Raw genomic sequence first — 23411 nt, forward strand, 5'->3', positions numbered from 1 at the left:
GCGCTCACTCCCGCCGCCCGGCCAGCGCGGCGCTCGCATCGCACGGCTCGCTCCCGCCGTCGCATCGGGAGCGCGCGAAAAGCAACCCCGCGCACCCTCGCGCCCGCCGAGCTACAAGCCCGCACGACGATAAAAAGCAAAAACCATAAAGAGCGGCCCAGCCCGAAGCGATCGCATCGTCGCACACGCGTCAAGGCCAAGCGCTGGCGCGTCCGCTGCGGCGGAGCCTTGACGCGCGTGCGCAGTGTCCAACTATTCCGGCAGGCTGGGCCAGAAGCAAAAGCAACAGCAACCGCAAAAGCAAAAGGCCGCGCTCCGCGCGGCCCTACTTTCCCACATCACTCCCACAAAGGTACTGTCCGAGAACGATTCACACGTGAGCGCGCTCACAACCGAATTATGCTAACGTGTGAGTGTCCACCCCGGACACCGAACCCGCATCAACAGCGGCGTTCACAATTCGCAAGGTGTCCACTGTCCAACGGACACCATCAAATCCCCAATAAACACGCACCCCTAAGCCAATTAACTTGACTTAACAGAATAAACGATTTTCCAGCGGGGCGGGAGAATTGGGTTGTTTGGATAAAATCGCGGAAGTTCTGTGGAGGCAATCGAAAGGCTTCAGGAAGGGAACGCTGCAGGCCACCTTAGCAGTTTGACCTGCAGCGAAAGCGGGGTCGGTTGGAGCTAAAGCGCCGTTTCGCCGCGTTCATCGTTACGGATTCGGATCGCCTCTTCCACCCGGCTCACGAAGATCTTGCCGTCGCCGATCCTTCCGGTACGTGCGGCCGAGCCGATGGCGGCAATGGCTTTCTCCTTCATCGCGTCCAGAACAACCATCTCAATCTTGACCTTGGGGAGAAGGTCAACCGTGTATTCGCGGCCGCGGTAGAACTCGGTATGGCCTTTTTGGCGACCGTGACCGCGTGCCTCCAGAATCGTCATGCCTTCAATGCCGACTTCGAGCAGTGCGTCCTTGACTGCATCGAGTTTCGAAGGCTGGATAATCGCTTCAATCTTGAGCATGCTTGATTGCCTCGTCTGGTAGCGTATCAGGCCGGATAGGCTGGTGGACTACATCCAGCGCCAACATTTCATCAAGAATTCAGGTCGTAACCTTCTTCACCATGCTGAGAAAGGTCAAGGCCGAGATTCTCGTCCTCGTTCGAGACACGAAGTCCGATCACCTTGTCAACAAGGAACAGCAGGACGAGGGTGCCGACGCCCGAAAGGGTCCAGGCAACAGCGACTCCGGCGGTCTGGTTCAACAACTGTCCCCAGTGTCCATCGATGGCGCCAGTGGCCACATTCGGACCGAAGGCGGGATTGATGGTTCTGGTTGCGAAAAGGCCTGTAAGCAAAGCACCCAGGGTTCCGCCGGCGCCATGCACTCCGAAGGCATCGAGTGAGTCGTCATAGCCAAACCAGCTCTTTACCTTGAACACCATGAATGCACAGAAGACCCCGGCGACGATTCCGATCAGCAGTGCGGAGAAGGGTTGAACGAAGCCCGAAGCAGGCGTGATGGCGACGAGCCCTGCCACCGCTCCGGAGATCGCGCCGAGAGCCGTCGGCTTGCCGTTGTGGATCCATTCCGCGATGGTCCAGCCCAGCGCAGCGGCCGCAGCGGCAAAATGAGTATTGATGAAGGCGCTGGTGGCCAGCGGACCCGATCCCAATGCGCTCCCTGCATTAAACCCGAACCAACCCACCCAGAGCAGGCATGCACCGATGAAGCTCAGCACCATGGAGTGCGGCGGCATATTGGTGTGAGGATAGCCGAGTCGCTTGCCCAGATATATGGCCGTTACGAGAGCAGAGACGCCGGATGTAATGTGCACCACTGTGCCACCGGCAAAATCGAGCGAAGGAATGCTTCCTCCGTTTGCGTTCAGCAATCCTCCAACGCCCCACACCATGTGCGCCATCGGACTGTAGACGATCAGCGACCAGAGCGAAAGAAACAACGCCATTGCGCTGAACTTCATGCGCTCTGCAAAGGCGCCGGTGATCAAGGCCGGCGTGATGATGGCGAACATGAGCTGGTAGATCATGTACGTCTGCTCGGGAATTGTGGCTGCGTAGTCGGGATTGGGCGCCAGGCTCACGCCGCGCAGAAAAATGTGTTCCCATCCGCCGATGAAACCTGTGCCGTGCGCGAAGGCCAGGGAGTACCCCACGATGGCCCAGAGAATCGTGACCAGACCCATCATCGCGAAGCTCTGCATCATGGTGCCGAGGATGTTCTTCCGGCGTACCAGCCCGCCGTAGAACAAAGCCAGCCCGGGCCCGGTCATCAGAAGCACCAGGGCCGCAGAGACCAGCATCCAGGCGTTGTCGGCATTCATCCGTGCAGCGAGGATCGCATCCTGAAGCGCCTTCACGTCTGCCTGAGTGGCCGGAGGGGAAGAGGATTGCGCACAGAGAAAAGAAGGGGCGAGCGCAAAAAACGAGAAGAGAGAAATCCTGAAACGAATACTGGACATTCCGACTCCGACAACAGGCATAGCCGCGGTCTTCAGGGCCGTCAGGCGCTTGAGGCGTTCGCGGGCGACTACGGTTCCTGCCGGCGATAACCGACTTGCGTGGTCTCTGCTGATTTCCGCGAACATTGAAGGATAACCCATTGGTCTCGGCTGGCAAGTCAGGCACCCGTGCAGCGTGAAGTATCGCAATTGGCGGGGAACTAGACCGACGGCTGCTTTCAACCCGCGTCGGATTCTCCTGGAATGGGAGAAAGAGGTAAGATAAGGGCATGGGGACCCTCCAGGAACGCGATCGCTACCTTTTCGGCGCGCTCGAAAGCAGCGCCAAGAATCGCGCCAAACTGCAGGAAGTCAACTACGGTTTTGAGCAGCCGGAAGGCGTGTTTCTCACCACGCTGGATTTTGCCGTAAACTGGGTGCGCAAAAGTTCAGTGTGGCCCGTAACCTTTGGACTAGCCTGTTGCGCCATTGAAATGATGTCGATGGGGGCATCGCGCTTCGATATCGCGCGATTCGGTGCCGAGGTTTTCCGACCCTCTCCGCGACAGTCGGACCTGATGATCATTGCCGGCCGTGTAGCCCAGAAAATGGCCCCGGTCATTCGGCGGCTTTATGACCAGATGCCCGAGCCGAAGTGGGTCATCTCCATGGGCGCATGCGCAACTTCAGGCGGGGTTTTCAACAACTACGCCATCGTGCAGGGGGTTAACCAGGTGATCCCGGTCGATGTGTATGTCCCTGGGTGCCCGCCGCGACCCGAACAACTCATGTATGCCATCACACTCCTCCAGGAGAAAATTCAGCGTGAACCACGGAGCCTGCTAAAGACGCTGAACGCAGAATAGCCGGCGATCTCGCTTTTCTCGGTTTCGCCGTTCCAGACCGGGAGTTTGCGGGAATTTCCAACAGACCTCCCGGGGGATACCAGTTGGTCAACCCATTCAGAAAGTGCATTCTGGCCCGGGAACCTATGTTACGTTTATTGGTGGTGTGTCCTTGACTCGGAAAGTGTGATTTTGCAGGGAGCCGAATCGTTTTTTGACCGGAAAATGGTCCGCTAGAAGCGCCATTTCCAAACTGTTTTTCAGTTTTTGATTGCGGAGGAGAAACGCATGTACTCGCAAGTTTCAAAATTTACCCGCCTGGCTTTGACGTTGGCATGTACGAGTCTGTTGCCGCTTGCCATGGCAGCCCAGGATAATGCAAAGCCGGCGACACCGGCTTCGGCTCAAGCCCCATCCAAATGGGACCTCTTTGCTGGATACAGCTACCTGGCGCCCAAGGGATCGATTATCGATAACGGGACCCAGCAGGACAACGCGAGATCGATTAGCTGCTGCGCTGACGTGAGCCTGGCGCGCTACTTCACGAACTATTTCGGCGTCCAGGCGGAAGGCGATTTCCATAAGAACGGCGGAAACAATACTGCGGTCGTGCACGATCAGTTCTCCGGCGGGTCGGGAGGATTAATCTTCCGCTATCCAACAGAGGACATCACTCCGTTTGCACATGCCCTGGTCGGTGGAGAGAGCGTCAGCACCACCTACTACGACAGCAACAAGTGGGGCATGGTGCTCACGGCCGGTGGCGGCATTGACTACAACACTCCATGGCTCGATCATCATCTTGCAATTCGAGTCTTCCAGGCCGATTACCAGTACTCGCACGTCGACATGTTCCCGGTTGTGCGCGGCAACTTCAACATGGCGCGTTTGAGCACTGGCATCGTCGTGAGCTTTGGCACTATGGCTCCTCCGCCGACAGTCACAATCGCGTGTGCCGCCCAGCCCAATTCGATCTTCCCCGGAGAGCCGGTCACCGTTACCGCCACCGTGGGAAATACCCTTCCCAAGGACCACGTGATCTACACATGGTCGGGACAGGGAGTGACCGGAAGCGACACCACGGCGAAGGTGGATACGACCAACCTGGCGCCTGGTAGTTATACCGTCAACTGCGGAGTGAAAGAGGGCAAGCCCGGCAAGGAAGGCCTGAAGCCGTGGGAGAGCGCCTCGAGCACCGCGACCTTCACCGTGAAGGAATACGAGCCGCCGACATTGAGCTGCTCCGCGAACCCAACCGACTTGAAACCGGGTGATTCATCGACCGTAACCTCGCAGGGTGTCAGCCCGCAGAATCGTCCGTTGACCTACAGTTACCAGGCTTCCGGCGGCACGATCAGCGGCAGTGGAACCACGGCAACCTACTCCTCCACAGGCGCTTCGACCGGACCGGTGCAAATTACCTGCAACGTAGCCGACGACAAGGGCCATACGGCTACGGCAAACACCAGCGTTACCATTCAGCCGCCGCCACCTCCGCCCGGACCGTCACCGGAACAGGTGCGCCTCGAACAGCGCTTGGCACTGCACAGCGTGTTCTTCCCGACAGCTCAGCCTCGCGAAAAGCATCCCGAGGGTGGCTTGGTCGAAAGCCAGCAGACAATCCTGAACACTCTGGCGACAGACTTCAAGAGCTACCTGCAATTCAAACCGGATGCCCACCTGACCCTCACCGGCCACGCGGATCCGCGCGGATCGGATAAATATAACCAGGCGCTCTCAGAACGCCGTGTCAATCGTGCCAAGGACTTCCTGGTCTCGCAGGGAGTCTCAGCCGACGCGATCGAAGTGCAGGCCCTCGGCGAGACGCAGGAACTCACAAAGGATGAAGTGACCGATCTGGTCAATAAGAATCCTGACTTGAGCGATGCCGATAAGAAGAAGGTCCTGAAGAGGATCGGCGTAATTTACCTGGCTCAGAACCGCCGCGTCGACATTTCCCTGACCAACACCGGTCAGCAGTCGGTGCAACTCTATCCCTTCAACGCTGCCGACTCCGCAACCCTTCTCAACGAGAAAGCTGCGCCACACGGCAAGAAGGCAGCACCGAAGAAGAAGTAGACCCTGAACCCTGGAGCAGGCCTCCGTGCCTGGTTCAGGACCGGTTCCAATCAGAAGAGGTTGGCTGGATATCCAGTCAACCTCTTCGTTTTGTGTAGGATCATCAGCATCGACGACCATGGGGGATACTGACTTCGCGGAAGGCCAGTTGCGCAGCGCAAGTTCAGACCGGAAAGGCGAGATCCTGTAACTGCGAATCCAGGGATGCGCATTTCGGCGAATTCACGCCGATTCTGTATCATCGAATCATGCAGGCTGACGCTGCCCGACACATGCAGATTCTAGGTTTCCGCACCTACGACGCAAAGCTCGAACCCATTGCCGCCAAAGTAGGGGCTGCCGAACGTCTCGATGCTGAAGATGGACTGGCCCTCTATCGCTCAAAGGACGTACTCGCGGTGGGCTGGCTGGCCAATCATGTGCGTGAGCGGATGCACGGCGACGTGACTTACTTCAACGTCAATCGCCACATCAATCCGACCAACGTATGTGTTGCAGCCTGCAAACTCTGCGCCTTTGGCCGCAAAAAAGACGATCCCGTGGGCTACACCATGGCGCTCGAAGAAGCGTGGCAGACCGCGGCCTCCGGGTACAGCGAAGCCGTCACGGAGTTTCATATCGTCGGCGGCCTTCATCCGGATCTGCCCTTTGAGTATTTCCTGGATCTTGTGAGCGGATTGAAGCAGCGGTTCCCCAAAGTACACATCAAGGCTTTCACCATGGTGGAAGTCGCCTATCTTGCACGCCGCGCCAAGCTGACGATTGACCAGACGCTCGTGAAACTCCGCGAGGCCGGCGTAGACTCCATGCCCGGCGGGGGAGCCGAGATTTTTGCGACCCGCGTGCGTTCCATTATCTGCGATCACAAAATCGACGGCGATGAGTGGCTGGAAACCGCGCGCCTGGCCCACAAGCATGGCTTCAAGTCGAATGCGACCATGCTCTACGGCCACATTGAAAACGACGAAGACCGCGTCGATCATCTGCTCAAGCTTCGTGCTCTTCAAGACGAGACCGGAGGATTTCAGACCTTCATTCCGCTGGCCTTTCATCCTGAGAACACGCCTCTCGATCATCTGCCGGTGACGACCGGCCTTACCGACATCCGGCAGATTGCCGTGAGCCGGTTACTGCTTGATAACTTCCCCCACATCAAAGCGTATTGGCAGATGATGACGCCCAAGATCGCTCAGATTGCGCTGCGCTTCGGCGCTGACGACCTCGATGGTACCGTCATTGAAGAGAAGATCTACCACGACGCGGGTGCAACGACTCCGCAGGGTATGACGCGCAAAGAGCTATGCCGGCTTATTACCGAGGCCGGCCGCGTTCCAGTCGAACGCGACACGCTCTATCACGCTGTCACCCGCAGCGAAGACAGCTTCACCGTCGCAGTCTAGAAAAGGCCGGTACTGCCATGTCCGACTTCAGCGCGTTCGGTCTCCTGGGCCTTTGCATCGGATTCCTCTGGGGAATCGGATGTTCGCTCGCCATCCTCTACTCCATCTACCTCGGCGGGTATCGCAAGGCTGTGCGGGACTCACTGGCAGCAGAAAAGCCGCTCCGCTTCCGCCAGGCACTCGAAAAGATTCGCACTCGGCAGAAACAGGAAGTCGAGCGCGCATCGAAAGCAGCGGCGCGCATTCCGTAGGTCCTACTGACGCAGAACCTTTCCATTTTTCATCACAAAGCTGACATGCTCGCAGGTGGAGATATCCTCAAGAGGGTTGCCGGGCACGGCGATTATGTCGGCGAAGTATCCAGGTTTGAGTTGGCCGATCCGTCCCTCCCAGCGCAGCAGCTTTGCGCCGTTGATCATATCGGCCTGCAGTACTGCGAGTGGCTTCATGCCGTACTGAGCCATCAGCGTAAGCTCGCGCGACTGTGTGCCGTGCGGAAACGGACCCACGTCCGAGCCTACCGCGAACGGCACACCGGCAGCCACCTGCTTCTTGAATTCCTTGATCTTGTAGTCGAGCATCTCGGCTTCCGCCGCCGCCTGATCCTGGGTGTCGCGGTGGTGCGCAAAATATTCGAAGATGGTGAAGGTCGGCACGGCAAAGATGCCCGTCTCCTTCATCAGGCGGATGGTTTCGTCGCTCAAATGTGTTGCGTGATCGATTGAGGCGACGCCCGCCTCAGCTGCGTACAGGGTTCCCGGCTCACCCATCGCGTGAACCCCGACAAACACGCCCAGGCGATGTGCCTCTTCCACCGCCGCAGCAAGTTGCGCGGCAGTGTATTGATACGGCGTCTGCAAAACCCCGCCAACCATGCGGTCCGGCCCGGTTTCGTAGATCTTCGCGAAGTCCGAGCCTTCTTTATGTTGCTCTCGCATGACCTCAACGATCTGCTCGGCCGAGTTGGCGTAGTCGGCATTCGAAAGAACGTGCTGAGCCGGGTTGTAGCGGTTCGCATCCTCGTGTCCGCCGAGAATATCGATCGCGTTTCCGCTGATGCGGAGCCGCGGTCCGGGAATCATTCCCTGGTTGATTGCGTTCCGAACAGCGGTATCGGCCGAACCCGCGCCTTCCGTGCCCATATCGCGCTCCGCGGTGAAGCCGGCCATCACGTCGTCTTTTGCGGCCTGCTCGGCGAGAATCGTCCGCCATGGCACGGACTCGATTACGGTCTGCAGGTCCTCGGCGCCCGGATGCAGAAAAAGATGGACGTGCGCATCGATGAGGCCCGGCATAAGTGTGGTGTTCCCGAGATCAATGATCTTTGCGCCAGTCGGATGTTCGACGGAAGTACCGACCGCACGAATCAAATTGCCTTCCACGAGAATCTCGCCTGGCTGGACGATTGCGCCGGTATCCACTTGAAGTAGCCGGGCGGCGTGGAGAACGATGGGAGCTGAAGCCTGCTGTGCGTTGACAACAACCGGAACAACAGCGAAAAGCAAGGATGCGGCTAGGCAACGCAGATGCATGGGGCCTCCAATATGGATACGACTATAGCAACTGAAGCAGTAGCCGCTGAAGGAATTGCGCGGCAGCAGAATCGAGGATACGGAAGAAGCATCGGGCAGGGCATTCGCGAAGTTGCCCTTGAAAATTCAACAAAGCCACCGTAAGCGACTGATCAAGCGCCAAAAACTTCGCGGGTTCTCATCGGCCCGGAGGAAAGACGCTGTGTATAACATAGCTTGAATACCGTCAATAGTTACTTAATAACATAGAAGACGCGCGCATAGGTACCTATCTACCATGTTACCGATCTCATAGCCTGCTGTGAAGGAATGAAGGTCTTCATGCAAACTGTCGGGATACTTCTCACGGATAATCAATGATTCGAAGCTAAACCCCGGCGAATGCGATGTTATGATCTGCGCGAGGACTCATAACATGGAGAACGATTATTATGTGCTGGCGCATAAGCAGGCCAGCAAGGAACGTGAAGATCTTCGCGCACAGATTGAGAAGCTGCTTGCCCGCGACGGAAAGCTCGAGAAGCTCGTGGATTGCCTGAAAGAGTTCATTCCTGGGGCAGAACTCGCGGAAGCGACTCCCGAGCATCAGCAGGCCGGCTCAGACGGTCATTCTGGCGATGAACATCATCATGAGGGGCAATCCTGATTCCTGTCATGCGGGCGCGGCTGCGTCGTTGTGCAGCCGCGGAATTGAAAAATCCGGGGATCAGTAGGCTGCAATGCCTGTGATGTGCTGGCCCAGTATCAGCGCATGGATGTCGTGCGTTCCTTCGTAGGTCTTCACGGATTCCAGATTCATCATGTGGCGCATGATCGGGTAGTCCTCGGTGATGCCGTTAGCGCCGAGGATATCGCGAGCCTTGCGCGCGCATTCAAGTGCCATCCACACATTGTTGCGCTTGGCCATCGAGATGTGCTGGTGGCCGATGGTGCCTGCGTCCTTGAGGCGGCCCACGTGCAGCGAGAGCAACTGTGCCTTGGAGATCTCGCTGAGCATCCAGACGAGTTTTTCCTGGATAAGCTGGTGCGAGGCGATGGGCTGGTTGTGAAATTGTTTTCTGGTCTTCGCGTATTGGAGCGCAGTGTCGTAACACGACATGGCCGCACCGATGGCGCCCCAACTGATGCCGTAGCGCGCCTGGTTAAGGCACATGAGGGGACTCTTGAGGCCGCCCGATCCGGGAAGTAAATTCGTGGCTGGCACATGCACGTCCTGCAGTGAAAGGCCGCTGGTGACAGATGCGCGAAGCGACCACTTGCCGTGGACCGCATCGGCGCGGAAACCCGGCCGGTCGGTCTCTACCAAAAAGCCGCGAACGCGATTGTCTTCGTCTTCAACCCTCGCCCAGATGACGGCGATATCGGCAATATTGCCGGATGTGATCCACATCTTCTCGCCATTGAGGATGTATTCATCGCGTGATTTCCGTGCGGTGGTGGTCATCCCTCCTGGGTTGGAGCCGAAGCCCGGCTCCGTGAGGCCAAAGCAGCCAAGCTTTTCTCCACTGGCGAGCGCGGGCAGCCACGTGTCTTTCTGCTCTTCCGAGCCGAACGTGTAGATCGGGTACATGACCAACGCCGATTGCACGCTGACAAAGCTGCGCAGGCCGGAGTCGCCGCGTTCGAGTTCCTGCATCACAAGGCCGTACTCGACGTTGGACATGCCGGCACAGCCGTACCCCTCAAGGCTGGCGCCAAAGAAACCAAGCTCGCCCATGATGGGTACGAGTTCACGCGGGAAGCGTTCCGTGCGAAAGCACTCCTCAATAATGGGAATTACGTTGTCTTCGACGAAGTCGCATGCGGTGCGGCGGACAAGAAGTTCGTCTTCACTGAAATTCGAGTCGAGGTGGAGAAAATCAAAACCCTGAAATTTGAATGCCATCATCACACCTTGCCAATCTTCTTGATGCCCGAAACTGCAAGGCTAGCAGATTCCGGAAGGCGCGGGAATGGCGCGGGGCAGATTTTCCGGGGATGCATGCGAAGATTTCTGCACAGCGCGCTATTCGCTCGCGGCTGCGTCGTCACCGTAGGTTGGATATGGCTGTGGTTCGATGCTGGTGGACATGCCCGCAAGTGTTTTGAGGTCGGCCAGGACTTCGCTCCAGCGTGCGGGATCCTTCTTTGTGGCGATGGGGAGATTGAGATTGGAATAGTAGGCCTCGACGTCGTGCTTGACGCCCGGTGGGATGGGGCGGTCCGGCTTTGCGACCAGTTTGTGGAGCAGGCTGGCATATGTGAAGTCAGTGAGCGAATAGCCTCCTGGCTGCACCACATGGCCTGTATCGAGATCGCGGTCTGGAAGCGGATGGCGGGGATCACGCAGAATCAGGGCCGAGGGTCCATTTTGCACCAGGCTGGTCAGCGGAGAAGGCGGAGCTGTGGAACGCGCGTTGACAGGAGTGAACGCCGCAAGAACGAGGCGGAGATCCGTGGTTGCAACAGCCACGCTCTGTGCGTAATCCTCCTCAGTCTTCTGAGTGGGGCCCTTGATGTTGACCAGCGAGAGCGGGCCAATCTTGGGAAGGATGAAGATGAGGCCTGCCAGCAAATGAGTCTCGATACCTGCCTTATGCCGGTAGGCCTGCCAGTTGTTTTCCTGGGCGACAGCGGCCGCTTCCTTTTCGAGTTCAATCACTGCGGGCGTAGTCGGGTCGGGTGGCTCATTGCTGCGGTGAAGCAGAGTGAGGGCGTAAGCAATGCGCGGAATAAAAGTCCGCGCTGCAAAACGATAGTCGCTAACGTTGATAATGCGTCCGCGTCGGAATCCGAAATTTTCGGTAATGCCATAGGTCTGATAGAAGGCGAGAGCAAGCTGCCGCATCGAGACTCGCAGGCCGATATGCCTCAGGAAACGCAAAGGAGCAACCCGGTGATGCGCGATTTCGTTGATGTCGAAGGCAAATTCGGTTTGCACGTGCTGGTGCTTGCCTTCGCCATAGCTTACCGACGAGCCATATTTTGCGCGCAACTTTGGAAATTCGATGGGCACAGCAAGGTTGGTGGCCTCGGAGTGCCCGATGGAGTCGCCGATGTAATGGGAGAGTGCCCCGATGGCAAAGGCCAATTCGTTGGCGTCGTGGGCATTGCGGAAAAGATTGACAACAAAGTCTCCTGAGCGGACATAGTGTGTGAGGTTCGAAAAGGACCGATCGCCGAAGGGATAGTAGCCGATGTCCTGGATCACGCAGCCACCGTAGGCGTAGGCGCGGGCGCGGTCGAGTTGAGCTGGGGTGAGGTTGGGGTAGCGACTCAGAAGCAGCGGTACGATCGAGTCTTTCCATGTGAGGTCAATAAGCTGTTCGTGCGTAAGCAATGAATATGCCGAGGCTGAACGCGGCCACGTCGCGAGAGCGAGAAGAGTCAGCGTCGCCAAGATTCGAAAGTGCCCGCGTCTCATAGATCTCCAGGGAATAATTCGCCTTCGCAATGGCAGGACCACAGGGAACGCTGCGAGACAGCGCTGCTGTGTGTTATTGTAATGAGCCCATTGGGTTCTGCGGAAATTGGCGTATGCAACCCCCACGCGCTTACTCAATAAACTCGCGCACAAAGGGATCCTGGCTTGAGACTAGTTCCTGAAGAGAACCATCAAAGATAAGATGACCTTCGGAGAGCATAAGGAATGTTGTCTTCGGATCGGTTTGGTTTTCTGGCAGCGGCACCATGCGTTCTTCTGCGGGCTCGAAACGGTGGCTGCACATCGTGAACGCGTCCTGCAGTCGGTGCGTAACGAGCACCGACGGAGTGTGATAGACATCGCGCTGCTTCACGATGAGTTCGATGATCGTTGTCGACGTGACAGGATCGAGGCCGCCGGTTGGCGAGTCATAGAGCAGGAGCTGAGGATTGTGGATCAGAGCGCGCGCAATGGCAACGCGACGCCGCATTCCGCCGGAAAGGCTGCCCGGATAGAGGCTGAAGGTCTGCTCGAGCCCCACAAAGCGAAGCGCCTCTCGAACCCGAACATCGACCTGCTCATCGGGGACCTCTTCCTGGATGAGCTGATAGGCAACATTATCTCGCACGGGAAGCGAGTCAAAGAGCGCGCCTTCCTGAAACACCATTCCGGTCCGAGTGCGCAGGTGAAAGAGTTGCTGCTCGGGAATACTCGAGATTTCTTCGCCGAAGAGATGAACGGAGCCGGAATCTGGACAGAGAAGCCCATTAGCAAGCTTGAGAAGAACGCTTTTACCGACGCCGGCGGGGCCAAGCAGGATGCGCGTCTCATGCGGCCCCACCGAAAAGCTTACGTCCTCAAGCACCGTATGATCGAAACCAATGGAGACGTTGCGAAACTCAAGCACCGGTCCGGTGCCTGCGGAACCGTTGTCGAGCGTTCGCGCGGTTGAGGGAGTGGAGTTTGTCATCAGCCAAAGATGGTCAACATGACCTGGGTGACGAGGAAGTCGATGAAGATGATGAGCACGGACGAGACGACGACGGCCTTGATGGTGGATCGGCCCACACCCTCGGTTCCTCCTGTTGTCTTGAGCCCGTAGAAGCAGCCGATACTGGCAATGATGAACCCGGAAAAGAGCGGCTTGATGAGTCCCTGCATGATGTCGCCAAGGCTGAGGTATTCATAGGCCATGGAGAAGTACTGCGTGGCGTTCTGGTGATTCATGAAGACGGTGACCGCCGCGCCGCCCAGGATACCGAAAAAGTTGGCAACAATGGTGAGAAAGAAAAGCATGGTCACGCAGGCGAAGATGCGCGGGGTCACAAGCTTGCGCATGGGATCGACGCCTAGGGCGCGCATGGCGTCAATCTGCTCGGTAACAACCATCGAGCCGAGTTCACTGGCCATTGAAGAGGCGTTCCGGCCCGAAACCATGATGCCCGTGAGCACGGGACCGAGTTCCCGGATCATTGAAGTGCTGACGAACCTTCCCGTGACAGCGGTGGCCCCAAACTGAGATAATGTAGCTGCAGACTGCAAGGCCAGAACGCCCCCGGTAAAGAAGCCGGAGAGCAGCACAATGGAAGCCGAACCGAACCCGATAATGTCGGATTGCACAAGAAAATCGGGCCAGTAGATCGGCGGGCGGAAGATATTCGTGACGCCGCGATAGGCAAAAAGCGAATAAGCCTGCACTGTTTCGACGATGTTCTTGGCGGTATTCTCGACCGATTGGAATGCCATCAGCTTGTCGCACCGTAAGTTGCAGGATAAGGGCTAGTTGTCCTCTCTGCACAGCATAGCGCATCCCGATGCGCCGTCTGCAGACATTTAGGGCCACTCTCACAGCACGAAGATGGGGTCCGCGGGCTGAGATTGTGGCAGTGATCTGCTTTGACCTTGGTAAGTCCTTGAGCGCGTTAGAGGTTTTGTGGGTTTCCATTCAGCGTGCCGGCCGATCTATGTTGTGCATCTAATGGGTAGTGTCCGCTGGAGAATCTAAGGGGAGGATTATGCATTCGTTTCGCTTGCGTTTGATTCTTGCGCTCATTGCAGGCGTGACATTGCTTTCCGCGGCATCGACCTATTTTGAAGTTTTGGAGCATAAACACATCCTTCGCCAGGAACTTGAGTGGCGTTCAAGTTGGATGGGGGCAAGCCTCAAGCCTCAGCTAGAGCAGGCCTTCGCGCAGGACAATTCCAGCGATCTTCCTGCGCTGACGCAAAATGCGAAAGCTCAAACCGGAGCTTTGGGCGTTGGAGTCTACGATCCCCAGGGCCGCATGATTTCTTCCGCCGGCGTTCCGGCCGTTTTTGACGCGTTGGTACACCCGCCCTTTGAAGCTCTTGCCAAAAAAACCCCGGTCGCGTCATTGTCGCGCACCAACGTGGAGCGATCGCTTAAAAAGGGTAGTCAGGTCAATGCATTCGGCCACACCGGCGACATCCAGTGGTTGGAAGAGGTGTTTCCATTGCACAACGGAGACCGCCTCGTGGGTGCATTGGTCATCCTGGTCGACGCCGGATATATCCGGGACCAGAGTTACGATCTGTGGCGAAGGAGCTTCTGGTGGATCGTTGCGACGGTGGTGTTGATTGTCACCGTAACCTTTGTGATGGTGCGCTGGTTCCTGTTGCGTCCACTGATGCGAGTGGCCGACCGGCTGCGGCGGCTGCGCATGGGACATTTCGAAAAGGGGCTTTCGCCAGGTTCGACGGAATTGAGTATCTTCAGTCCGCTCGCTCGAGAAGTGGAGACGATGGCCCAAAGTCTGATTGCTGCACGCGCGGCTGCGGCATCCGAAGCGCGCCTGCGCGATGCGGGCGAGCATTTCTGGACGCCGGAGCGGCTCGCGGTACACATGAGGTCCAAGGCGAGCGGCCGGATCTTCGTTGTTTCAAACCGGGAGCCGTATATGCACGTTCGCGAAGGCCGGCAGACGACCTGCGTGGTGCCGCCCAGCGGCTTAGTGACTGCAATCGAACCCGTGTTGCGAGCGTGCGACGGAGTTTGGGTGGCAAGCGGAAGCGGCGACGCCGATCGCGAGAATGTCGATGAGTTCGATCGGCTGCGCGTGCCGCCCGACGATCCGAAATATACGCTGCGGCGTGTGTGGCTCTCCGCTGAAGAGGAGTCGCGGTATTACGACGGGTTTGCGAATGAGGGTCTGTGGCCACTTTGCCATATCGCGCATACACGTCCGATCTTTCGCGCCTCAGACTGGGAGACGTATCAGCGCGTCAACGAGAGGTTCGCAGCGGCGCTTCTCGATGAGATGAAGGGCAACGCGGAACCGCTGGTCTTTGTGCAGGATTATCACTTCGCGCTGTTGCCCAGGCTCATCAAGACGGCGAGGCCCGATGCCCGTGTTGCAATCTTCTGGCATATTCCCTGGCCCAATCCCGAAGCATTCGGCATCTGTCCCTGGCAGGCCCAATTGCTGGATGGATTGCTGGGAGCTGACCTGATCGGCTTTCATATTCCGCTGCATTGCCATAATTTTCTTTCGACAGTGGACCGCGTGCTTGAGGCGCGTACAGATCGCGAGCATATGACGGCGCGGCGCGCGGGTCACACGACGGCGATCAGGCCCTATCCGGTCAGCGTGGCTTTCAGCGGAGGAATCCCAAGTTCGCTGCGCGCGATTGTTTCTGAAAGGGCAGAGGATCGTGGGGAAGAGCGTCGCGCCCTGCTTTCTGCGTTCAACGTGCATGCGGAGACCGTTGCGGTTGGCGTGGACCGGCTGGATTATACAAAGGGAATCGTCGAGCGATTGCTGGCGATTGAGGAACTGCTCGAGGAGCATCCGTGGCATCGCGAACGGTTGACGATGGTTCAGGTTGCGGCGCCAAGCAGAACGCGCATCCCGAGCTACGCTGACTTGCGCAAGAGAGTGGATGAAGAGGTGAGGCGGATCAATCATCGCTTTCAAACATCGCGATGGAAGCCGGTAGTATTGATCGATCGCCAGTGCAATCACGACGAAGTCAACCGCTGGTACCGCATCGCCGATGTCTGTCTGGTAACTTCATTGCACGATGGAATGAACCTTGTGGCGAAGGAGTTTGTGGCCGCGCGCGACGATGAAGACGGTGTGCTGATTCTCAGCAAGTTCACCGGCGCTGCGGTTGAATTGCGTGATGCTCTCATCGTCAATCCCTACGATGTTGCCGAGGTGAGCGAAGCGATTCATCGCGGCCTCGAGATGCCTCGCGATGAACGCAGGCTGCGCATGCAGGAGATGCGCAGGCAGGTAATGGAACACAATATTTATCGCTGGGCCGCGATGGTGCTTGGTGATCTGCGGGATGTTCGACTTGAGAATCCGGACTCCGCGGAGACCTACGTCGGACCTGGAACAGAGTCGGTGGTGTCGATCGACCCCTACCGTAAGATGGCTTAGAATGCGACAGGATTTGAAGCAAATAGAACTAGAGAAGCTGGAAACCTTTTTTTACTCGGTGCAATGCTCTCAGGCTCCGCTGCTGCTGTTGGACTACGATGGGACGCTTGCCGATTTCCGCATCAATCGATTTGAAGCGCGGCCGTGGGCCGGCGTACGCGAGCTGCTTGCGATTATTCAGAAAGATATGCGTACGCGGTTGACGGTGATTACAGGTCGCCCTGCGAGCGAAATCAATCCTATGCTGCAGTTGCCGAAGCCGGTGGATGTATGGGGTTTGCACGGTGCGGAACGGCTGCTCGTCGATGGCCGGCGCGAACTGCAGGAAGCTCCCGAGGAGGCGCGCGCGAAGCTTGAGGAGTTGCGGCAGCGACTCGGGCGCGATGCGTTTGGCGGGCTATTCGAGGACAAGCCCAATGCAGTGGTCATGCACTGGCGCGGGCATACTCAACGACAAGCGAAGTTAATCGAGCAGAAGACGCTGGCGCTGTTTGAGCCGGCGTCGCTGGTGAGCGGGTTGTCTCTGCTGCCATTTGAAGCCGGCGTCGAGTTGCGCGCAGGGCGTGATAAGGGCGGTGCTGTGCAAGCGATCGTGGAGCAGGCGGAGCCGGACACCCCGGTAACTTATCTGGGAGACGATCTCACGGATGAGTCCGCATTCTGCGCGATTAATCAAACGCGGAATCCCCATCTAAGCGTACTGATGCGGAGAGAATGGCGCGAGACCGCCGCGGAGGTGTGGCTGCAGCCGCCTGACCAACTGCGGTGGTTCTTGCGCCAGTGGGAGATGGCCTTGAGCGGATCAGGAACCCCGGCGCTGCGCGCTGCAGAGCCGACAGAGACCCGCCTCGGGGTTTAAAAGTCTCTTCAGCGATCCTTCTATTCGCGGCCGCGTTTGCGGATCTCGATGTTCAGGCGCTTGATCTTCTGGTTCAGCGTGGAGAGCGGGATGTGGAACTGTTCCGCAGCGTCCGTCTGATTCCAGTTGCAGCGCTCGAGCTTCTCAACGATGATGCGACGCTCGATGTCTTCGAGAATGTCGAACAGCGAGGCATTAGGGTTGTGCTCGAGGAGCGCATCCTGGAAGCTGCGCCCAGTAATGTGACCGGGCAGCAGTTCCGATCCGATGATCGGACCCGACGAAAGCACGACGCCCCGCTCAATCGAATTCTCAAGTTCGCGCACGTTGCCAGGCCACTCATAGTCGATCAGTGCCCGCAATGCGTCGGCGGAGAGCCTGCGCGGCGAGAGTCCGTTTTCGTTGGCGTAGAACTCCAGGAAGTGATTGACAAGCAGCGGAATGTCTTCGCGGCGCGAGCGAAGCGGCGGCAGGTCGACGGTGATGACATTGAGGCGATAGAAGAGGTCTTCGCGGAATTTGCCTTCGCGCACGGCCTGGCGCAGATCGATGTTGGTGGCGGCGATGATGCGCACGTCAACCTGGATCTCCTGGATACCGCCAAGATGCATAAAGCGGCGATCCTGCAGCACGCGCAGAATCTTCGCTTGCGTGTCCGAGCCCATGGTGGCAATTTCGTCGAGGAAAAGCGTGCCGCCGTTGGCGACTTCGAACAGGCCCTTCTTCGAGGCGATCGCCGAGGTGAATGCGCCTTTTACGTGGCCGAAAAGTGTGGACTCGAGCAGCTCGGTCGGCATGGCGCCGGTGTTGATGGGCACGAAAGGTTTGTCCCTTCGCGGTGAGTTGGCGTGAATGGCCTTGGCGATCAGTTCTTTGCCGGTGCCGCTTTCGCCCTGGATCAAAACGGTAGAGCGACTGGGTGCGACCTGCGCGACGAGGTCGAAAACACGCGACATGATGTCGCTCTTGCCGACAATATTGGCGAAGTTGTAGCGCTGCTTGAGGGTGCGCTTGAGCTGAAGATTCTCTTCCTCCGCCTTGTAGCGCGCAACAGCAGAACGAATATCAGCCAGCAGTTTTTCATTGTCCCACGGCTTTTGAACAAAATTCTCAGCCCCAGCCCGGATTGCGTCGACGACATTTTCGACCGTGCCGTAAGCGGTGATCATGATGACCGGCGTCTCCGGTTGGCGCTCCTTGATCTGTGGGAGTAGATCGAGTCCGCTCTGGCCGGGCAGAGCGAGATCGAGCAGGACAAGATCAAAACTCTCCATCTCCAACATCCGCAGTCCCTGCTCGCCGTCAGGGGCAGTTTTGACGGAATAGCCTTCGAGCGAAAGCAACACTTCGAGCGATTCGCGGATGCCGCCCTCGTCATCGATGACGAGAATACTTCCCGCAGCGGAACCGGACGAGAAGATTGAACCGGATGAAGGGAGATTTAAAGACTGATCAACTTCAGACATGTACCGATTTCCTCAAGAGCGGGAATTCAAGGTGGAAGGTTGTACCAGCGCCGACAGCGCTTTCGACATGAATCTTGCCTGCGTGCTCCTGAATAATCCCGTAGGAAACGGAAAGTCCAAGACCTGTGCCACGTCTCTCGCCTGGTCTGGGCGTGGTTTTTGTAGTGAAGAACGGATCATAGATGCGCTTCAGATGTTCCGGCGCGATGCCGGAACCGGAATCGGAAACAACGGCCTCGACGTGTCCATTGACGAGCGTGGCGATGCGCAACCTTCCGCCTCCGGGCATCGATTCCTTGGCGTTCAGAAGAAGATTGAGGAACACCTGCTGCAATTTGCCGGGGTTGCCGTGAATCGGCGGCAGATTTTCGATCAGTTCGGTGTCGACGACGACCTGCGCAGTCTTGAACTGGTGCTCCAGCAGCGAGAGCGTATCGCGAATGACCTGGTTGAGATTGGTTTCGCGGAACTCGGTGGTGGAGGTGCGCGAGAAATTTAGCAGGCCGTTGGCAATCTCAGAGGCGCGGAAGCTCTGCTGCGTAATCTTTTCGAGCACGGGGCCGAGACGGGCGTCGCCGCGCATTTGTTTTGAGAGCAGCTGAGAATAAGAGGAGATCACCGCGAGCGGCGTGTTGATCTCATGCGCGACGCCTGCGGCGAGCAAGCCGATGGAACTCAGCTTGTCGGCCTGTGCCAGCTGTGTCTCGAGCGAAACGCGCTCCGTGATGTCGTCTACCAGGACGATGCGACCCACAATGACGAAGTCGCGCGAGAGCAGGGGAGCAATCGCGATGTTGACGGTTCGCTGTTCGCCGGCCTTGGTGGTGAGGTGGAACTTATACAAGTGGTGCACACCCGGCTCGTTGCGGAAGCCCTCGATTGCGGACACAAACTCGTCCGGGAAGACCGTGCCGAGCTTCTGGCCGAGAGCCTCACCGCGGCTCACGGCATACATGGCTTCCATCTGCGCATTCCAGCTCTCGATGCGGTCGTCGAGGTCCAGCGCGAGAATGCCGACGTTGATCGATTCGACGATGTTTTCGTTGAACTCTTTCAGCCGCTCGAACTCGCTGATCTTGACTTCAAGCTGCGCATAGAGGCTTGCGTTTTGCAGGGCGATGCCGATGTAGCTTGCCAGCGATTCGAGTAGTTCAACGTCTTCGCTCGACAGAAAGTCGCCGCCGATGGTGCGTCCCAACCCAATCACGGCGATGGTGCGCGTGGTTGAGCCGTCCTGCACGCGGCAGGGCAGGTAATAGTTCAGATCGAGCAAAGAGGCCGCGCGCTGCTGTTCGGGCGGCAGATGAAGCGCCTGCTGTGCGTTCTCGAGAAAGATGTGGGTATGATCGAGCGCCGCGCGATCGAAGTCGAGGAAGCCCAGGGCCAGTTTGCGTTCGGTGGCTGCGGAGAGGAGACCATGCGATGCGGCGAGCCGCATGCCTCCCGAAGGTTGCGCGAGGAAGACTGCAACGCGCGATACGAGGAGGGTGCGCGGCAGCCGTTCCACGATGGAGCTGAGCAGAGCCTCGATGTTGGTCTCGGAACTGAGACCTCTGCCGAACTCGACCAGCGCTTTGCGGTAGTCGTACTTCTGCCGGTCAAATGCCTTGTCGACCCAACCTTGAATGCGGCGTTTCAAAGGATCAAAGATCGCAGCCGTGCCGATGATCGCAACGATCAGACCCCATTCCCGAACGGCCGCGGGGAGCGGAAGCCGTTGATGAACGATCACGGTGCTCAGAGCGATCGCGCCAAAGTATCCGCCCACCAGCGTTGCGGTTGCCAGGGTATAGGCCACGCCGCGCTTGAAGATCAGGTCCGTATCCATCAGCCGGTAGCGGATGATGGCCCAGCAGAAGGTCAAGGGAAGGAAGACGAGAGAAAGGCCGGCGAGCTTGGTGAGCAGGCTCGGCATGCGAATGTCGAGGAGGAAGGGGATGGCGTTGAGAACGGTAAACGGCCCGATCGCCAGCCATGCGCCGCGATACAGCCATTTCAACTGTTGCCGCAAAAGGGGTGTATTTGAACGGCTGTAGCTGACCGAGAAGAGGATCGCCGCAAGCACATAGAATGTTGCGTCATAGGCGATTCCAGCCTGATCGAGCCGATGTTTCAACAGTCCCGTCGCCTGCCAGCGCGTGAACGCCATCACCCAGAGGCCAAAAAGGCCGATGCCGGGCAGGTAGAGCAGCGGCGAGAGCCAATGGCGAAGGGCTCCTTTGAACCGCTCTTCAGGGAAGCTGACGGCAAAATGCAAAAAGAGCGCGGGTTGAACGGCTCCCGCGATCACACCAACCCAGAAGACGGTCCAGTCGAGCGAATCCAGTTGCCCGGTAAAGGCGAGACCGTAGAGCGCGAACGATGCGAGGCAGAATAGATAGAAATGAAGGGCGCGCGGCGCGGTCCATCGACGAAAGAGCACGTAAACGCCAATGGCGAGATAGATCAGGCCGATGAAGCGTAAAGCCTGTGGGACGCTGCGGTCGGATGGCTCCGGAATGACGACAACCGGGGTATCAAGAGCCGTGCCGTCGCGCGTGATCTGGTAGCTGTCTTTGGACCAGGCGCCACCGGACCGGAAAAGTTCCCGCTCGTATCCGGCAATCCGGGAGACCTTTATATCGTTGACCGCGGTGAGCAGGTCGTCCTTCTGAATACCGGCCAATTGTCCGGGGCTATCGGGAATAACCTTGGTGGCAAGCAGACCGCCTCTCGCTTCAACCCACCAAACGCCATCATCGGGCTGCTGGAAGTTCGCTTCCTGCCGGAAATTCAACACGGCAAGGATCACCAGGCCGACCGTCGCCAGGGCCAGCAGTGTCGCCTGCAACCGGTTGAAAAGGCTCGTTTCCATACCGAGAGATTCGCGTTTCACTGGAGTGAAAGCACGCGGGTTGCCATGCGGATCACGACTCACGCCCATCAGTATCATCCTGGCAAATCAAGCAGATTGCGCAAGATAGAGACGTTTCCGCGGTCATGATGTCAACCTGACCGATATGGATTTCCACGAAAAATGCAGAAAACAATAGGTGCAATACGTGCGGAGGAATTGACCTACCGAAATCCGTATCGCCCTTAACCATGGCGACTTCCAGAAAATTCGCCGGTTTTGCGCAGTTTTTCGGTACGCCTTGTCGCGTGCCTGATAGCGGAAGCTATCGCTGTCCGTAGGTCGCTTTCGAGCCGTGTTTGCGACGGTAGTGATGGTCGCTGACGTGGGCGGGGATGGGTTCGACGGCGGAGTTGAGGAGGGTGGCGCGAAAGGCGAGCCTGGCGATGTACTCAAGGACGTCGGCATGCTCAACGGCCTCCGCCGGCGACTTTCCCCAGGCGAAGGGGGCGTGGCCGGCCACAAGAACTCCGGGAACGGCGACCGGGTCGAGCCGATCCTGGCGGAAGCGGCGGATGATGACCACTCCCGTATTGCGGACATAGCCCGAAGCCACTTCTTCGGCGGTGAGGGGCTCGGTGAGGGGGACGGGGCCGTGAAAGTAATCGGCGTGGGTGGTTCCGAGGCACGGGATTGGACGGCATGCCTGGGCCCAGGAGGTTGCGAACTCGGAGTGCGTGTGGACGATGCCGCCAATCTGCGGAAATTCGCGGTAAAGGAGGGTATGGGTGTCGAGATCGCTGGAGGGACGCAGGTGGCCTTCGACGATTTTGCCGTCGAGATCGGTGACGACGAGATCGGCGGGAGTGAGGGTGGCGTAATCGACGCCGCTGGGCTTGATGACAACAAGAGGTTGCCGCCCGGAGCCGTCGATACCGGGACGACTTATCCCGCTGGCGTTGCCGAAGGTGTGCGGGGCGAGACCGCGGCGGGCGATTTCCTGATTGGCTTCAAGAACCTGCTGGCGTAATGACTCGAGGAGCATCGTGCTTCCTGCTGCGGAGGGAAGGCTAAAGAAATCCCTCTCGGTGAGAATCAACGACAGTTTAGTGCATTCGCGTGGCCGAACACCGAACGCGGCTTCTCTTTCATCGCCCCGATCGCTCTCCAGGGTATGAGGATTTTCCATTGGCCTCGCTCCTCATGGCAGTGTCAGGAATGTCCCCGGTTCAAAATGTCAGCTATCTCCCCGGTCCGTACCGGCGCGAACCGCCACCCCCTCCCCCACCCCGTCTTTGGATGCAAGGTGATCATTCTAAAGTGGTTGACAAGTGGACAGGCCTTTAAAATCTTTGTGCGAAAGGGGTTAGGCCGCAGATATTTCTTCGCAAAGGACTTACGGGCGTAATTTTGCGCGCTTGAGTACGAAGTTTGAGTTCGGAAGATGGATTGGCTGAAGGAGCTATCGGTTGCGCTCTTTCGACTTCAATTTCATTGTGCGCCAAGGGCTGGTAATTGCCTGCAAAACGGCGGGAAGTTTTTGGCGAATGGGATCAGGGGGTTAGCGGGAATCTTCGCGGGATGGGGTTGACAGGATGCATCTTTCGGCTGGAAAGGGGAGCGCACCGCCCTCAAGTGTGGCCGCACCACCCTCCTCGCCCGCGCCGGATGGAGAGAACGCCGCGAGACAGACGCCGAGGCCCGCAACGTCTGAGTGATCGACTTCGAAAAAGCGCTTGCCACGCTGGACACCACACACCAGCTCGCCCTTCTGATGACCTACCGCGACCGCCAAGGCCACGCCGTCACCGCCGCCGCCCTCGGCTGCAGCATCGGACGCTCGCCTACATGCTCCGCGCCGCTCGCCGCAGACTAGCCGATGTGCTCGACCGCCTCGACCTTTTGTGAGTTACCGAGTTCTGCATGGGTCTGCGACCCACCTATTTGAATGAAACTCATCTGGAGTCGATGAGTTTCGACGGAGTAGGCGGTCAACCGCCGTGCGCCGGGATAAACCGACGTGTTGCAGGGGTGCAAGTCCCTGCAGGAAAGGAAATAGCGAATCCATCCTGACCTCTAGTCTTGCGTGGCACATCGTGAGGTGTGTGGCGAAGCGTAGA

General features: G+C 58.1%; 18 protein-coding genes. 8 read left to right on the forward strand and 10 right to left on the reverse strand.

The features are described 5' to 3' along the window. Positions 1-690: 690 nt before the first annotated feature. Both WCA10_RS14385 and WCA10_RS14390 read right to left on the reverse strand, forming a co-directional pair. Positions 691-1029: a P-II family nitrogen regulator gene (locus WCA10_RS14385; RefSeq protein WP_472823225.1), complete on the reverse strand. Its 339-nt coding sequence runs from the start codon at positions 1027-1029 to the stop codon at positions 691-693. Between the two features lie 71 nt (positions 1030-1100). Continuing rightward, positions 1101-2489, reverse strand: a complete 1389-nt coding sequence (locus WCA10_RS14390; protein WP_472823226.1) for an ammonium transporter — start codon at positions 2487-2489, stop codon at positions 1101-1103. A 269-nt stretch (positions 2490-2758) separates the two neighbouring features. On the opposite strand from WCA10_RS14390, the gene WCA10_RS14395 reads away from it, so the two are divergent. The 4 genes from WCA10_RS14395 to WCA10_RS14410 all read left to right on the forward strand — a co-directional run bounded on the left by WCA10_RS14395 (position 2759) and on the right by WCA10_RS14410 (position 7043). After that, positions 2759-3334: an NADH-quinone oxidoreductase subunit B gene (locus WCA10_RS14395; protein WP_472823227.1), complete on the forward strand. Its 576-nt coding sequence runs from the start codon at positions 2759-2761 to the stop codon at positions 3332-3334. A 267-nt stretch (positions 3335-3601) separates the two neighbouring features. Then, positions 3602-5392, forward strand: coding sequence for an OmpA family protein (locus tag WCA10_RS14400; RefSeq protein ID WP_472823228.1), 1791 nt, complete (start codon positions 3602-3604; stop codon positions 5390-5392). Between the two features lie 272 nt (positions 5393-5664). Beyond that, positions 5665-6792 (forward strand): aminofutalosine synthase MqnE, encoded by a 1128-nt coding sequence (gene mqnE / locus WCA10_RS14405; RefSeq protein ID WP_472823229.1) that lies wholly within the window; start codon positions 5665-5667, stop codon positions 6790-6792. A gap of 17 nt (positions 6793-6809) precedes the next feature. Continuing rightward, the gene (locus WCA10_RS14410; protein WP_472823230.1) at positions 6810-7043 is read left to right on the forward strand and encodes a hypothetical protein; all 234 of its coding nucleotides are present in this window, start codon (positions 6810-6812) and stop codon (positions 7041-7043) included. A gap of 3 nt (positions 7044-7046) precedes the next feature. Here WCA10_RS14410 and WCA10_RS14415 read toward each other — a convergent pair whose 3' ends face one another. After that, a complete protein-coding gene (locus WCA10_RS14415; RefSeq protein ID WP_472823231.1) occupies positions 7047-8324 on the reverse strand; it encodes a metal-dependent hydrolase family protein in 1278 nt (425 codons plus the stop codon). Between the two features lie 415 nt (positions 8325-8739). Here WCA10_RS14415 and WCA10_RS14420 point away from each other — a divergent pair, with 415 nt between their 5' ends. Next, positions 8740-8970, forward strand: coding sequence for a hypothetical protein (locus WCA10_RS14420; RefSeq protein WP_472823232.1), 231 nt, complete (start codon positions 8740-8742; stop codon positions 8968-8970). Positions 8971-9030: 60 nt separating this feature from the next. Here WCA10_RS14420 and WCA10_RS14425 read toward each other — a convergent pair whose 3' ends face one another. The 4 genes from WCA10_RS14425 to WCA10_RS14440 all read right to left on the reverse strand — a co-directional run bounded on the left by WCA10_RS14425 (position 9031) and on the right by WCA10_RS14440 (position 13473). Further along, positions 9031-10212 carry an acyl-CoA dehydrogenase family protein gene (locus WCA10_RS14425; protein WP_472823233.1) on the reverse strand — a complete coding sequence of 394 codons (1182 nt, stop codon included), beginning with the start codon at positions 10210-10212 and terminating at the stop codon, positions 9031-9033. A 117-nt stretch (positions 10213-10329) separates the two neighbouring features. Then, positions 10330-11727, reverse strand: a complete 1398-nt coding sequence (locus WCA10_RS14430; protein WP_472823234.1) for a zinc dependent phospholipase C family protein — start codon at positions 11725-11727, stop codon at positions 10330-10332. A 130-nt stretch (positions 11728-11857) separates the two neighbouring features. Further along, a complete protein-coding gene (locus WCA10_RS14435) occupies positions 11858-12697 on the reverse strand; it encodes an ABC transporter ATP-binding protein (protein WP_472823235.1) in 840 nt (279 codons plus the stop codon). Further along, positions 12697-13473 (reverse strand): MlaE family ABC transporter permease, encoded by a 777-nt coding sequence (locus tag WCA10_RS14440; protein ID WP_472823236.1) that lies wholly within the window; start codon positions 13471-13473, stop codon positions 12697-12699. The genes WCA10_RS14435 and WCA10_RS14440 overlap by 1 nt, the downstream gene beginning before the upstream one ends. 269 nt (positions 13474-13742) lie before the next feature. On the opposite strand from WCA10_RS14440, the gene WCA10_RS14445 reads away from it, so the two are divergent. Together WCA10_RS14445 and otsB are read left to right on the forward strand one after the other, a co-directional pair. Continuing rightward, positions 13743-16133 (forward strand): alpha,alpha-trehalose-phosphate synthase (UDP-forming), encoded by a 2391-nt coding sequence (locus WCA10_RS14445; RefSeq protein ID WP_472823237.1) that lies wholly within the window; start codon positions 13743-13745, stop codon positions 16131-16133. A 1-nt stretch (position 16134) separates the two neighbouring features. Continuing rightward, a complete protein-coding gene (otsB, locus tag WCA10_RS14450; protein ID WP_472823238.1) occupies positions 16135-16992 on the forward strand; it encodes a trehalose-phosphatase in 858 nt (285 codons plus the stop codon). Positions 16993-17012: 20 nt separating this feature from the next. Here otsB and WCA10_RS14455 read toward each other — a convergent pair whose 3' ends face one another. From WCA10_RS14455 to araD, 3 genes are all read right to left on the reverse strand, one after another. Then, positions 17013-18458 carry a sigma-54-dependent transcriptional regulator gene (locus WCA10_RS14455; protein WP_472823239.1) on the reverse strand — a complete coding sequence of 482 codons (1446 nt, stop codon included), beginning with the start codon at positions 18456-18458 and terminating at the stop codon, positions 17013-17015. Beyond that, complete coding sequence (locus tag WCA10_RS14460) at positions 18451-21381, reverse strand: ATP-binding protein (protein ID WP_472823240.1); 2931 nt, start codon at positions 21379-21381, stop codon at positions 18451-18453. Before WCA10_RS14460 ends, WCA10_RS14455 begins: the two co-directional genes overlap by 8 nt. A gap of 235 nt (positions 21382-21616) precedes the next feature. After that, positions 21617-22336, reverse strand: a complete 720-nt coding sequence (gene araD, locus WCA10_RS14465; RefSeq protein WP_472823241.1) for an L-ribulose-5-phosphate 4-epimerase AraD — start codon at positions 22334-22336, stop codon at positions 21617-21619. Positions 22337-23005: 669 nt separating this feature from the next. On the opposite strand from araD, the gene WCA10_RS14470 reads away from it, so the two are divergent. Next, positions 23006-23167 carry a hypothetical protein gene (locus tag WCA10_RS14470; protein WP_472823242.1) on the forward strand — a complete coding sequence of 54 codons (162 nt, stop codon included), beginning with the start codon at positions 23006-23008 and terminating at the stop codon, positions 23165-23167. The last annotated feature ends 244 nt before the right edge of the window (positions 23168-23411 follow it).

The sequence above is a fragment of the Occallatibacter sp. genome, from assembly GCF_049582745.1.
In the GTDB taxonomy this organism is placed as follows: domain Bacteria; phylum Acidobacteriota; class Terriglobia; order Terriglobales; family Acidobacteriaceae; genus Telmatobacter.